The following is a 13,450-nucleotide window of genomic DNA, read 5'->3' as shown; positions in this document are numbered from 1 at the left end:
CACCGCCAAGAAAAAGCGCCCGTTCTGCCGGGCGCTTTTCAATATTTGCATAGTCGCCAGCGTCATACATCAGCGCGGACTGCTTTAACAAGACTCAGCCTTAACTGGCCAGCATCAAATCCAGACGCAAACCGCCCTTCTTCGACGCACTGGCCTGCACCTGTCCCTGATAGCTACGCGCCAACTCGCGCACAATATCCAGCCCCAAACCAAAACCGGGATGGCGTTCGTCTGCCCGTTGACCACGACCAAACACACGCTCCAGCTGCTCGGGGTCCAAACCAGGGCCATCATCTTCCACCACCAGATGCAGCACATTGTCCTGCTGCCACACCTGACACCAGACATGGTTCGTCGCCCACTTGCAGGCATTGTCCAGCAAGTTGCCGGCCATCTCCTGCAAGTCCTGTTCTTCGCCTTTAAAGACCAAGCTTTGCTCGGAGATATCCAGATGAATCTGCTTGTCGCTATGCAAACGGCCCATCACCCGACACAAGGATTGCAGGCAGGCAGACACATCGGTACGTACTCCTATGGCTCGCACCGCCATCGCCCGCGCCCGTGATAGATGGTGATCAACCTGACGCTGGGCCAAGGCCACCTGTTCGCTGACCAGAGCCGCCAGATGCGGATCTTGTGCCTGCGCGGCATTGCCCATAATCGTCAAAGGCGTCTTGACCGCATGGGCCAGATTACCCGCTTGTGCACGCGCTCTGTCTACCATGCCCGCATTGGCACTTAGCACCGCATTAAAGTCATCCACCAAAGGCTGAATTTCACTGGGAAAACTGCCACTGACTTGCGGCTCCCGACCTTCCCGCACATCCAGCAAACGACGTCGCAGCAGTTGCAAGGGATACAACGCCAATACCACTTGCAGCACAGCCGCCAGAATTAGTCCAACTGCCAAACCACCCAACGATAAAAACAAAATGCGTTCAAAACGGGCCAGAGGTTCAGCCAGCAATTCGCGATTGCCGCCCACCATAATTTGCAGACTCTGGCCTTTCTCGTTCACCTCGTCCAGCTCTTGACGCAGCACCACCAGGCGCTGTTTTTCAGGTCCAGTCAGTGATAGCATGCCCGACGGGGTATCCGGTGCGTTCACATCCAGCGCCTCATCCCACAAGGAGGTGGAACGCAAAGCGACGACCCACTGATCACTACCCGCCTCTTGGCGTGCAATCTGCCAATACATCCCCGAATAGGGCTGTTCGAACAAAGGGTCGCTCAGTCGCGACTGCAAGGTCACGCTGTCCGCCGCATCCAGATTCACGTCTGCCATGATCTGGTCCAGATGGGTCTGCAAACGCTGCTCGAACTGCCGGTACACGTGGTCTTGAAACAAGCGATTCAAGCCCAGACCAGCCAAAATAATACTGAGCAAGATCCAGGCCAAGGTCCCCAGCAACAGCCGGCTGCGCAGGGAACCCAGAGCGGTGCGACCGCGAACGGCAATCATGCTTTAGGGTCCACCAGACGGTAGCCCATGCCACGCACGGTTTCGATAGAGCCCGGTGGCAGTTTCTTGCGTAAGCGACCAATGAAAACTTCGATAGTATTGGAATCGCGCTCGAAATCCTGGGAGTAAATATGCTCGGTCAGCTGGGTACGGGACAGGACCTGCCCAGGGTGATGCATCATGAACGCCAAGAGCCGGTATTCGTGGCTGGTCAGCGACAAGGCCATACCCGCACAACTGATCGAAGAAGAACGCGCATCCAGTTCCAGTTCACCCAGCTGCAAACGAGGATTGGCTTGCCCGGCGGCACGGCGCAACAGGGCACGCATACGGGCCAGCAACTCCTCCATGTGAAACGGCTTGGCGACGTAATCATCAGCGCCCGCATCCATGCCTTCCACCTTGTCATGCCAGTCGTTGCGCGCGGTCAGAATCAGCACGGGCATATTGATATCGGACGCACGCCAGCGCCGTAATACCGATACCCCGTCCATGCCTGGTAATCCCAGGTCCAGCACCACTGCATCAAAAGCTTCAACCTCGCCCTGGTAATGGCCTTGCTCACCATCGTGGGCGACCTGTACCGCGTAACCCGCCCGCTCTAGCGCCTGCTGCAATTGCCCCGCCAGGGTCGGTTCGTCCTCGACAACCAATATCCGCATATCAATGTCCTTTGGGGTGCGGGCGTTTGACACCACGCACAAGCAGCACTTTGGCACTCAAGGCATCTACTTTCAGGCGCAGGAGACGATTGTCGTCAAACAGCATACGGATGTCGTACACCCAAAGCTCAAAGTGATCATCATATTCAAACTGCACGCGCAGCACCCGGCCCGGATAATCCTCGCGAACGCGTCGCATGACTTCCCTCAAGGGCAAGGCCTCGCCACGGCGCACAGCCTCGCGAGCCTGATCATGGCCCCGATAGGCTGGGCCTGGAGGCCAACCAGGGCTGGGCCCAAAACGATCTCGGGGGGGCGGTGGCGGGGCCGGCCTACGTTCACAATCTTCACCCTGCCTCTCATCGCGCCAATACTCATGTCCAGACCAGTCAGGAATCTCTTCTGCAGCCCCATACGAATCGCCCCGCTGCTGTGATTCACAGGCGGGGTCATCGTAATCATGCGAATGGGCCACTGCCAGGGGAATTCGGGCGGTCAAGACCACCGCCAGACACACAAGCAGCGCAGATCGTTTTAAGGACGTCATGGGAACCGGTACGCGCAACACAAAAAAAAGGGGATCAAAAGATCACGCCCCCCTTATATAGCAAGCTGCGGATGAACATAACATGAACAGCGACTTCAGTTTAGATTCAGAGCCGCTTACGCATAATGGGCACCAGGCTGGCAGGACAAACAAACCTTCCCCACTCAAAAGGAAGCTACCCAGGAATCTGACAGCACTACTTTCCGATTACTTGAAGGAGCTACACATATGAAACGCACTTCCCTTTTCTCCGCCTTGGTGTTGAGCGCAGGTCTGTTGGGTGGCACCGCTGCCATTGCTCAGGAAGCCACGACCGCAGCCCAAACGCAAACCGCCCAAACACAGACTCGTCAGGCTCGCGACCACAAACCCCTGACGGCTGACGAAGTCAAAGATATCGGCCCCGCCTACCAGCGCCTGAAAGACGCCGGTTACACCAAGGTCGGCAGCCTGCACCAACGTGGCGACCACATCATGGCCGTGGTCGTTGATAAAGAAGGCAAAGTCGTCCGCGTCCGCTCCGAAGGTGAAAACGGCGCCTTCACTGTGGTGGAACGCAAAGCCGATGGTCAGCACCGTCGTGGCGACCGTGCCGGACACCAGCAACACCGTGATGCCGCCACGAAAGAAGCCAAGTAAGCCCTGATTCTGAGCGTGTCAGAATCACTTTCCCTAAGCAGTCACTGTTCGCAACAGTAGTTAGTCGTTGAAGCTGCAACCGCAGTTGTTTTAGCAGTCGGTAGTTGTACTTTGTAGTTGTAGCAAAAGCAGTTGTAGTGAAGCAGGACGAAAAACGGCGCTCCCCCTGGCGCCGTTTTTCTTGTCTACTGACTAGCCCGGATAGGGGCGTCCGGCTCAAGGCGTTAGGATGGAGCTTGTAGTTCACCCTTGGAAAAAGTGCCTCCCATGCTGTCTGCTGATTCTGTTTACTCACAAAGCTACTCGGAATTTCACTGGTCCATCCCCGAGCACTACAACATCGCTCAAGACGCCTGCGACAAGTGGGCCGATGGTTCCGGACGTCTGGCCCTGATCCAGCAACAATCCGATGGTCAGATCAAGCGCTACACCTTCGATCAACTCAAGACTTGGTCCGACTCCCTGGCGGCCGCCTGGCAAGCCCAGGGGATACAGGCAGGCGACCGTATCGCCATCCTGCTGGCCCAAGGGCTGGAAACGGCTTTGGCGCATCTGGCCACCTACAAGATCGGTGCCATTGCCATGCCCTTATTCACTCTGTTTGGCACAGACGCCCTGCGTTATCGCCTGAATGACTCGGGTGCCAGTACGCTCGTTACCGACCAACAGGGTCTGGATACTGTCTTGCTTTTGCGGGAACAGCTGCCGCAGCTCAAACACCTTTATCAAAGTGATAGCCCTCACAATCAGGGCCCCGCGCTGTCCTTGTGGCAAGCCATCCAGACACACCCTAACCCAGCTCCGTCCACACTAAAAACCCGTGCTGACGACCCTGCCTTGCTAATCTACACCTCCGGCACCACCGGCTCTGCCAAAGGTGCCCTACATGCCCATCGCGTGCTGCTGGGGCATCTACCCGGCGTGGAGATGTCGCACAACTTTCTGCCCCCTGGCGAAGGTCTTATGTGGACACCTGCCGACTGGGCCTGGATTGGCGGCTTGCTGGATGTACTCTTGCCCGCCTGGCACCACGGCATTCCCGTGCTGGCCTACCGCTTTCCAAAGTTCGATGCTCAAGCCACCTGGCAGCTGATGTCTGAACATGGCGTCACACATACTTTCTTGCCACCTACGGCGCTCAAGATGTTGCGACGCAGCCAATGGTCACGCGAGCAATGGCCTTTGAAACTGCAATCCATCGCCAGTGGTGGCGAATCGCTGGGCGCACAGCTACTGGATTGGGCCAAGCTGGAGCTGGGCATCACCATCAACGAGTTCTACGGGCAGACCGAGTGCAATATGATCGTGTCCTCCTGCTCCGCTTGGTTTCCCGGTCAGGCAGGCAAGATCGGCAAGGCGGTACCGGGGCACAAAGTCGCAATTGTGGACGAGCAGGGCCACATCCAGCAGCCGGGAGTGGAAGGCCATATAGCCGTTCAATCCCCCGACCCGGTCATGTTTTTGGGCTATTGGCAACGTCCCGACGCCACCCATGAAAAATTCGTGGGTGACTGGCTATTGACGGGCGATAAAGGCATGCAGGACGAGGAGGGTTATATCCAGTTCGTCGGCCGGGATGATGATGTCATCACTAGCTCCGGCTACCGCATTGGTCCCGGTCCGATTGAAGATGGGCTGATGGGGCATCCTGCGGTGGCCATGGCAGCCGTTATTGGTGTGCCGGACCCGGAGCGTACCGAAGTTGTGAAAGCCTTTATTGTGCTGAAAGAGGATATTGAACCTTCCCAAGAGCTGGTCCAGGAGATTCAGGATCACATCAAACGTCGGGTGGCAGCACATGAATACCCACGTTTGATTGAGTTTGTGGATGCCCTGCCCATGACGACCACAGGAAAAGTCATACGCCACGCTTTGCGCAAGTTGAGTCCATAAGCCTCAAGCGATGAGCAAAGTTAATAGGGGCGGGGCAATCAGTCCGAATGCTGAATGAGTGCCATGGAAGGCTCCCTGAGCCGCGATACGGTCCTCTTGTTCATACAGCCCTGACCTTGCGCGACTCGGGACAGGATTAGAGCACTGCCCCGTGCAGATCAAATAGACTGCGGCTAGCGAATCCATTTACCCAGCATCAACCCAGGCATCCTCTACCCGAACAGACAAAAAAACACCCCAATCGCTGGATGATAATCCAATGATTGGGGTGTTTTTTGCACGGGAACGGCAATCCCGTACTCACTATCACTTGCGATCAAACAGCAGACAAAGCCCCCAAAGGCGGCTTTGTCTGAATCTGTCTGATTAACCGAAACGACCGGTAATGTAGTCTTCTGTCTCTTTGCGAGCAGGTTTCACGAAAATCTGGTCGGTTTCACCAAATTCCATCAGCTCGCCCAGGTACATATAAGCGGTGTAGTCCGAGCAACGAGCCGCCTGCTGCATATTGTGGGTCACGATAACCACGGTGTAGTCCGTTTTCAGTTCGGCAATCAGCTCTTCAATCTTGGCCGTAGAAATCGGGTCCAGTGCCGAACAAGGTTCGTCCAGCAACAGAACTTCAGGCTTGATGGCCACACCACGGGCAATACACAGACGCTGCTGCTGACCACCGGACAAGCCGTTACCGCTTTGGTGCAGCTTGTCCTTCACTTCGTTCCACAGCGCCGCTTTGGACAAGGCCCACTCCACACGCTCGTCCATCTCGCCTTTGCTCAGGCGCTCGAACAAACGCACGCCAAAAGCCACGTTGTCGTAAATGCTCATGGGGAACGGCGTCGGTTTCTGGAACACCATGCCCACTTTGGCGCGGATCAAGGAAATGTCTTGCTTGGAAGTCAGCAGGTTTTCATTGTCCAGCAGGATCTCACCTTCAGCACGTTGGCCTGGGTACAACTCATACATGCGGTTCAGCGTGCGCAGCAAGGTGGACTTACCGCAACCCGAAGGTCCGATAAAGGCCGTAACTTTCTTTTCCTTGATGGACATGTTCACGTTGCGCAGCGCATGGAACTTGCCATAGTAGAAATTCAAGTCTTTGATTTCAATCTTGATCGATTCGGCGGGGGTAATAATTTGACTCATAGCGATAGCCGACAAGGGCGCTCCGTGAAAATGTTATTTTTGGCGGAAAAGGCTGCGGGCCAGGATATTGATACCCAACACCAGCAAGGTGATCAGGACTGCACCCGCCCAGGCCAGTCGGTTCCAGTCCTCGAAAGGGCTGGCAGCGTATTGGAAAATCACCACCGGCAAGTTAGCCAGCGGCGCGTTCATGTTCAAGGACATGAATTGGTTGTTCAGGGCTGTAAACAACAGCGGTGCCGTCTCACCAGCGATACGAGCCACCGCCAGCAGCACGCCCGTCACGATACCGGGCAAGGCAGCACGGTAGGAGATGGACATTACAATCTTCCACTTGGGGCAACCCAGGGCAGCAGCCGCTTCGCGCAGACCGTTGGGCACCAGCAGCAGCATATTGTCAGTCGAGCGCACCACCACCGGAATCACCAGAATGGCAAGTGCCAAGGCACCGGCCCAGCCTGAATAGTGCCCCACCTGGGCCACGTACACAGCGTAGATGAACAGACCAATAATGATGGACGGCGCTGACAGCAACACGTCATTCAAAAAACGAGTGGCCGGGGCCAGCCAGCCACGCTGACCGTACTCGGCCAGATAGGTGCCGGCCAGAATGCCGATAGGTGTCCCAATCAAGGTCCCCACACCGGCCATCATGACACTGCCAACAATGGCGTTCAGCAAGCCACCTTCGCCACCCGGAGGGGGGGTGCTTTCAAGCAGCAAGGACCAGCCCATAGCACTGCTACCCTTTTCAATCAGGGTCCAGATGATCCAGAACAGCCAGAACAGGCCAAAGATCAAAGCAGCAAAAGACACACCCAGCATCAGGCGGTTGAAAACCTGCCTGCGTTTGTAGATCGGGTTGCTCAGACTAATTGCGGATTTTTTATCAAACATGGTAGGTGATCCTTAGCGCGACGTGCCTTCGTTCTTGGCCAGACGCAACAAGAGCAACTTGGAGATCGCCAACACAACCGTGGTGATCAGGAACAGGATCAGACCCAGCTCCAGCAAGGCAGACTTCTGCATGCCACCGGCCTCGTTAAATTCGTTGGCCAGGGCCGACGCAATCGAGTTGGACGGCGAGAACAGCGAATTGGGCAAGTTAAAGGAGTTACCAATCACAAAGGTGACGGCCATGGTTTCACCCAGCGCACGCCCCAGGCCCAGCATGATGCCGCCGATCACCCCGTTTTTGGTGAAAGGCAAAACCACACGCCACATCACTTCCCAAGTGGTGCTGCCCAGACCGTAAGCGGATTCTTTGAGCATAGGGGGTACCAGCTCGAACACATCACGCATCACCGCGGTAATAAAGGGGATCACCATGATGGACAGAATCAGGCCAGCGGTGAACACACCAATCCCGAAGGGAGGGCCGGCAAAGATCTGGCCAAGCAAGGGCACGCCCTCGAACAAGGAAATCAGGTTGGGCTGTACATAGGTCTGGAACAGGGGCACAAAGACAAACAGGCCCCACATGCCATAAATAATGGAAGGGATGGCTGCCAGCATTTCAATGGCCGTACCCAAAGGTCGACGCAACCAGGCAGGCGAGAGTTCCGTCAGGAACATCGCAATCCCAAAAGAGACCGGCACCGCAATACAGAGTGCGATCAGGGACGTGAGCAAGGTACCGGCAATAGGCACCAATGCACCGTATTCGTTATTGACCGGGTCCCAGTTATTCGTCCAGAGAAAAGAGAAACCATATTCGGCAATGGATTCCCGGCTTCCATAGATCAGGGAAATAGAGATGGCAGCCAGCAATATGAACACGAGAAACGCAAACGAGCGCGTCATGTTCTTGAAAATGCCGTCCATATAGACGTTCTGATTTGATTTCATGTAGACAGATGAAGGCTCAGGCCGGAATGGGACAAACGCACTGCAACCGATTTACGGATTCTGTAACAGCCTAGGCTGAGCAGGTTGGGTAAAACGGATAAGGTCACGCGCTGTGCGTCCAAGACAAAACCGTAATTTTTACATAATAAAGACGGCACCACCAAAAGGTGGGCCGTCTCACTAGATCAATTTACAACTGACCTGTATTTGAACACGAATCTTACTTCCAGACCGCAGCGCCGTCTTTGGACTTGATCTCTGCAGCCCAAGCCGCTTTGATCTTGTCCGTTACGTCTTTAGGCAAGGCAACATAATCTAGGTCTGCAGCGGACTGAGCACCGTTTTCAAAGGCCCAGTTAAAGAAATCCAGCACTTCTTTACCGCTCTCAGGCTTATCTTGCACCTTGTGCATCAAGATGAAGGTAGCCGACGTGATAGGCCAGGACTGTGCGCCGGGCTCTTCAGTCAGGATGACACCCATGCCTGGCGTACCAGCCCAATCTGCATTGGCAGCAGCGGCGGCAAAGCTATCCTGACCAGGCTGAACGAACTGGCCGTCCTTGTTCTGCAACTGGGTCCAGGACAATTTGTTTTGCTTGGCGTAAGCGTACTCAACGTAGCCGATCGAGTTCTTCAGCTGGCGCACATAAGCCGCCACGCCTTCATTACCCTTGCCACCTTGACCAGCAGGCCACTTCACAGCCTTGCCTTCACCAACCTGGGATTTCCAGTCAGGCGAGACTTTGGACAGGTAGTTGGTCCAGCCAAACGTCGTGCCCGAACCGTCCGAGCGGTGAACCACAACGATGTCTTTGTTAGGCAGGGTCAGATCTGGGTTCAGCGCCTTGATAGCTGCGTCATCCCACTTGGTGATCTTGGCCAGGTAGATATCGCCCAGCACTTTGCCGGACAGTTTCAGTTGACCAGGTTCGATGCCTTCCACGTTGATCACAGGAACCACACCACCGATCACGGCGGGGAACTGCAACAGATTTTCTTTTTCCAGCGTCTCGACCTTCATCGGGTCATCCGATGCGCCGAAATCCACGGTCTTGGCAATAATCTGCTGCTGACCACCACCCGAACCAATCGACTGATAGTTAACGCGGTTATTGGTTTGTTTGGCGTATTCAGCCGCCCATTTGGCATAGATTGGGTAAGGGAACGACGCACCGGCACCGGTTACGTCTGCAGCTGTGGCAGTAGCCGCAAAAGCGCTGAACGCCAGAGCAATACTTACCTTGTTGAATACACGTTTTAACATCGAGAAATCCTCTTGATGATAGTCAGAAGACAGGCCCACCCTGTATGTGAAGTCATAATAAACAGGCTATGTGACACGTTAATGACAGTCTGATTTTTCACACACCACCGAGACGCTGCATCATACTCAAATGCAGATTAAAGGGGGCCCCACGACTGCGGATGCGATTGTACGTACCATCGGGACTGGCCTTCCAGGACAATTGATTGTCACGCAAGGCGTAAGTGAAGGCCTCGGCAATCACCCGTTTTCTCAGGCTGCGGTCTAGCACCGGCACACCCAGCTCCACCCGTCGGAAGAAGTTGCGGTCCATCCAGTCTGCCGAGGAGATAAAGACTTCTTCCTGGCCACCATTGTAGAAATAGAAAACACGCGAGTGTTCCAGAAATCGTCCAATAATCGAACGTACCTGGATATTTTCCGACAAGCCTTTCACACCCGCCCGCAAGGCGCAGGCGCCGCGCACAATCAGATCCACCTTCACGCCGGCCTGGCTGGCGTCATACAGGGCTTGAATGATCTTGGGCTCCAGCAGGGAATTCATCTTGGCCATGATGCGTGCTTTCTGGCCTGCCAAGGCGCGTTCCGTTTCCGCCTGAATCCGGTCCATCATGCTGTCGTGCAAGGTAAAGGGAGATTGCAGCAGTTTCTTCAAAGGCCGCCAGGCCCCCAGACCGGTCAGCATCGAGAACACCTTGTCCATGTCCTCGCAGACATCCTGGTTGGCGGTAAGCAAGCCGAAATCGGTATACAAGCGAGCGGTACGCGGGTGATAGTTACCCGTGCCTAAATGCCCATAACGGCGGATCGAGCCGCCTTCTCGGCGCAACACCAAAGCCATCTTCGCGTGGGTCTTGTGCCCTACGACCCCGTAACTGACGTGCGCGCCTACTTCTTCCAGCTTGGCAGCCCAATTGATATTGGTCTGCTCGTCAAAGCGAGCCATCAGCTCAACAATCACGGTCACTTCTTTACCGGCACGGGCTGCCGACAGGAGGATATTCATCAACTCCGAATCTTCGCCCGTACGGTAAATGGTCTGCTTGATGCCTACAACAGCCGGATCCGCCGCTGCTGCACGCAAGAAGCTCAGCACAGGCTGAAAAGACTGGTAGGGGTGATGCAGCAACTGATCTTTGCGGGCAATGGCTTCAAAGAACTGGGCCGGAGATTCAAAAGATGAATCAAAAGGTGCCGGAATCGGTGCGCGGTAATCCGGAAAAAGCAGATCAGGACGGTCCGGCACATTGCACAGCTGCATCAGGCGCGTCAGATTAACCGGGCCGCTGACACGATAGGTATCAGGCACCTCCAGGGAGAACTCGCTTTGCAGGAAACGCTCCAGGCGTTCCGGCATGGAGCGATCGATCTCCAGACGCACAGCAGCACCAAAGTTGCGTTGCGACAGCTCGCCCTGCAAGGCCGCCCGTAAATTGGTGACTTCTTCCTCGTCCACGAACAAATCGCTGTTGCGCGTCACCCGCCACTGATAACAGCCCTTCACATCCATTCCGGGGAACAATTCCCCCACGAAGACGCTGATCAGGGAAGTCAGCAGCATATAGCCTTGTGGGATGCCCGCAATATCGTCAGGAACGCGGATAACGCGTGGCAAGGCTCGTGGCGCCTGCACAATGGCAATAGTGCCTGTACGAGCAAAAGCGTCCTCGCCACTGAGTTCAACAATGTAATTCAGGCTTTTGTTGTAAACACGGGGAAAGGGATGCGCTGGGTCCAGGCCAATAGGCGTGAGCAAAGGCATGACATCACGCAAAAAGGTCTGATACGCCCACTCGCGCTGCGCCGGTGTCCATAGCGCGGTCAGCAGCAAACCAATTCCCTCGTCCATCAAGGTAGGCAAGACCTCGTCCATCAACAGGTCATTTTGCTTCTCAATCAACTGATGGGCAGCAGCCTGAACTTTGTCAAAAGCCTGCTGAGGCAAAAATCCGTCATCCCCCACTTGATGAGGGTTTTGCAAAATCTGTTCTTTCAGGCTGGAGATACGAATTTCAAAAAACTCATCCAGGTTGGAACTGACAATGCAGATGTAGCGCAAGCGCTCCAGCAAAGGCGTGGTCGAGTTTTCGGCCATGGCCAGAACTCGCTCATTGAACTTGAGCAAGGACAACTCACGGTTTAGCAAGGTTGAATCTGGAGAAGGCAGCATGGTGAGGTCGTTAAAAAAGCCAAAGAAGATGGGATCGTGAGACTTTTACTACATGAATGTTACAGCTCTATGACCCTGACCGATTCAAGTCTAAATCACCACCCGGCAGCACGCGTTCAAATACCACATCGCCTTTCCAAAGATGCTTTCGTCTAACTTTTCTTAATTTTCCGGTTCATGTAACAAAACCCATGATTAATGTCCTTATAATCGCACAGTAATCATCCCGAGCGATGCCTCATGGAACAACTTCTAGCCGCTGTGGACCTGGGCTCCAACAGCTTTCGTTTATCCATTGGACGAGTGGTTCAGCACAACGGTCATGCCCAGATCTACACCATTGACCGGCTTAATGAATCCGTCCGACTTGCCGCAGGCATGGGCCCCGACAAGTACATCAGCCCCGATGCCATTGAACGCGCCGTTGTCATCCTGAAGCGCTTTAACGAACGTCTGGCAGGTTTCCACCCCAATCGTGTTCGTGCTGTGGCCACCAACACCTTTCGGGTGGCACGCAATTTAAGCGAGGTTCTGCCCGCTGCCGAGGCCGCCTTTGGCTTTCCTATCGAGGTCATCTCCGGCCACGAGGAAGCACGCCTGATTTTCTCGGGCATCAGCAACGAATTACCCCCCTCCCCTAACCGCCGCCTGATGATCGATATTGGTGGCGGCTCCACGGAAGTCATTATCGGCAAAGGTTTGAAGCCTTTGCTGCTGTCGTCCCTGTACATGGGCTGTGTCAGCTATACCGACAAGTTCTTTGCCGATGGCGTGATCACCGAAGAGCGCATGAGCAATGCGATTTTGACGGCCCGCCGCGAGCTGGAAGGCATTACGCGCCAATACCGCAAGACCGGCTGGCAGGAAGCTTATGGTTCCTCCGGGACGGCCAAAGGTTTGATCGCTATCCTGCAAGAAAACGGTATGTCCAAAAAGGGCATCACGCTGGAAGGCATGGAGCAACTGCGCAAACGTCTGGTACACGACGGCAAGGTCGATACGCGTCACTTAAGCGGCATCAAACCGCATCGTGCGCCTGTCCTGGCTGCTGGACTGGCCATCATGATGGCCGCCTTCCAGGAACTGAAAATCCGCCAGATGCTGCCCGGTGAAGGCGCTCTGCGTGTGGGTGTGCTCTACGATATGCTGGGCCGTGAATCAGAACATGATCAGCGCGATCAAACCGTGCAGCAGATGGTCAAGCGCTATCAAGTCGATACGCGTCAGGCGCACCGTGTGCACGAAGCCGCCCTGCAATTTTTCACGCAACTGAAACTGCCCGACTCGCCTGAAGCCCAGGAACTGGAGCGTCAATTAGGTTGGGCTGCTGATCTGCATGAAGTCGGATTGAGTATTGCGCACGCGGATTACCACAAGCACACAGCCTACGTGCTGGAGCATGCCGATATGCCCGGCTTCTCCAACGACGACCAAGCCCTGCTCAGCTTCCTGAGCCTGGGGCATCAAGGCAAGCTGGGTAAGCTCAAACGCTTCGAAACCAATAATGCCTGGTGGCTGACCTTGCTGAGCCTGCGCTTGGCAGTCATGCTGATGCGTCGCCGCGAAGATCGGGAAACCTTGCCACTGAGCCTGCAACTGCGTGGCAAAACCGTCTTGATCCACCTGGATCATGAGTGGATGACTAGCCACCCACTGTCGCAAGCCTCCCTGTTGGCCGAAGTCCAGGCTTGGCAAACCGAACTGAATGACTTGAGCCTGGAGCTGGTTTAAGTCTAGTGGAGTTCCAGCGGTAGGCAGACCGGCAAAAACCCGCTGTTTGCCCTCTGCTCAAGGCCGTTGACGGTAGCCCCAAGGCTGT

The 13,450-nt window shown here is 55.2% G+C and carries 11 protein-coding genes; 3 read left to right on the top strand and 8 right to left on the bottom strand.

Annotated elements, in window-relative coordinates:
* Positions 1–100: 100 nt before the first annotated feature.
* Genes IE156_RS08075 through IE156_RS08065 form a run of 3 tightly spaced genes read right to left on the bottom strand, consistent with a single transcriptional unit; the run spans position 101 to position 2,671 of the window.
* The gene (locus IE156_RS08075; protein ID WP_189392007.1) at positions 101–1,462 is read right to left on the bottom strand and encodes a sensor histidine kinase; all 1,362 of its coding nucleotides are present in this window, start codon (positions 1,460–1,462) and stop codon (positions 101–103) included.
* Positions 1,459–2,124, bottom strand: a complete 666-nt coding sequence (locus IE156_RS08070; RefSeq protein WP_189392006.1) for a response regulator transcription factor — start codon at positions 2,122–2,124, stop codon at positions 1,459–1,461. Before IE156_RS08070 ends, IE156_RS08075 begins: the two co-directional genes overlap by 4 nt.
* Position 2,125: 1 nt before the next feature.
* Positions 2,126–2,671, bottom strand: coding sequence for a PepSY domain-containing protein (locus tag IE156_RS08065; protein WP_189392005.1), 546 nt, complete (start codon positions 2,669–2,671; stop codon positions 2,126–2,128).
* A gap of 228 nt (positions 2,672–2,899) precedes the next feature.
* Between IE156_RS08065 and IE156_RS08060 the strand changes: the two genes are divergently transcribed.
* Positions 2,900–3,310, top strand: coding sequence for a hypothetical protein (locus tag IE156_RS08060; protein ID WP_189392004.1), 411 nt, complete (start codon positions 2,900–2,902; stop codon positions 3,308–3,310).
* Between the two features lie 267 nt (positions 3,311–3,577).
* On the top strand, positions 3,578–5,203 hold the full coding sequence (locus IE156_RS08055; protein ID WP_189392003.1) for an acyl-CoA synthetase: 1,626 nt from the start codon (positions 3,578–3,580) through the stop codon (positions 5,201–5,203).
* Between the two features lie 366 nt (positions 5,204–5,569).
* On the opposite strand, the gene pstB is transcribed toward IE156_RS08055, so the two are convergent.
* The 5 genes from pstB to ppk1 all read right to left on the bottom strand — a co-directional run bounded on the left by pstB (position 5,570) and on the right by ppk1 (position 11,631).
* A complete protein-coding gene (gene pstB, locus IE156_RS08050) occupies positions 5,570–6,349 on the bottom strand; it encodes a phosphate ABC transporter ATP-binding protein PstB (RefSeq protein WP_189392002.1) in 780 nt (259 codons plus the stop codon).
* A gap of 33 nt (positions 6,350–6,382) precedes the next feature.
* Positions 6,383–7,246, bottom strand: a complete 864-nt coding sequence (pstA, locus tag IE156_RS08045) for a phosphate ABC transporter permease PstA (RefSeq protein WP_189392001.1) — start codon at positions 7,244–7,246, stop codon at positions 6,383–6,385.
* A 12-nt stretch (positions 7,247–7,258) separates the two neighbouring features.
* Positions 7,259–8,197, bottom strand: coding sequence for a phosphate ABC transporter permease subunit PstC (pstC, locus tag IE156_RS08040; RefSeq protein ID WP_189392000.1), 939 nt, complete (start codon positions 8,195–8,197; stop codon positions 7,259–7,261).
* A 220-nt stretch (positions 8,198–8,417) separates the two neighbouring features.
* Positions 8,418–9,461, bottom strand: coding sequence for a phosphate ABC transporter substrate-binding protein PstS (pstS, locus tag IE156_RS08035; RefSeq protein ID WP_189391999.1), 1,044 nt, complete (start codon positions 9,459–9,461; stop codon positions 8,418–8,420).
* Between the two features lie 97 nt (positions 9,462–9,558).
* Positions 9,559–11,631 carry a polyphosphate kinase 1 gene (ppk1, locus tag IE156_RS08030; protein WP_189391998.1) on the bottom strand — a complete coding sequence of 691 codons (2,073 nt, stop codon included), beginning with the start codon at positions 11,629–11,631 and terminating at the stop codon, positions 9,559–9,561.
* Positions 11,632–11,871: 240 nt separating this feature from the next.
* Between ppk1 and IE156_RS08025 the strand changes: the two genes are divergently transcribed.
* A complete protein-coding gene (locus tag IE156_RS08025; protein ID WP_189391997.1) occupies positions 11,872–13,362 on the top strand; it encodes a Ppx/GppA phosphatase family protein in 1,491 nt (496 codons plus the stop codon).
* Positions 13,363–13,450 lie beyond the last annotated feature (88 nt).

Source organism: Alcaligenes pakistanensis (genome assembly GCF_014652815.1).
Classification (GTDB): domain Bacteria; phylum Pseudomonadota; class Gammaproteobacteria; order Burkholderiales; family Burkholderiaceae_B; genus Alcaligenes; species Alcaligenes pakistanensis.
The sequence above is the reverse complement of the archived record's forward strand: the minus strand, read 5'-3'. Positions and strand labels throughout refer to the sequence as shown.